The sequence below is a fragment of the Faecalibacterium sp. DFI.5.82 genome (assembly GCF_029076575.1).
Classification (GTDB): Bacteria; Bacillota; Clostridia; order Oscillospirales; family Ruminococcaceae; genus Faecalibacterium; species Faecalibacterium duncaniae.
On record NZ_JARFIS010000504.1, the window covers coordinates 1 to 311 of the forward strand.

A 311-nucleotide genomic window follows, 5' to 3' on the forward strand; every position below is an offset into this window, starting at 1 on the left:
GCGTTTATCGTTACCTGATGCAGCAGCGGCTCCACGCAGTGTGTGAACTGCTGGGACGGGGAACCGTGCCGAACGAGGCTTATCTGCTGTGCGGCTTCAAGGATTATGCAAACTACTATAGGGCGTTCCGCAGCGCATACGGGCAGAGCCCCCGGGAATATGCTCGGGCCCACCGGAAAGCGGCGGAGGAACCCACGGCCCCAGATGCTTAGAAAAATCCCCTCAGAGATTTCTGACAGCACTGTCAGAGCTCTGAGGTGATTTTGCGTGTCAAGAAACGGAGATCAGATCTCGATCATTCCGTTTTCGTC

Annotated in this window: 1 protein-coding gene; it reads left to right on the top strand. The window is 55.9% G+C overall.

Translation table 11 applies throughout. The features are described from left to right. The coding region (locus P0G09_RS17620) for an AraC family transcriptional regulator (protein WP_275253318.1) at nt 1–212 on the top strand (212 nt) is incomplete at its 5' end. Nucleotides 213–311 lie beyond the last annotated feature (99 nt).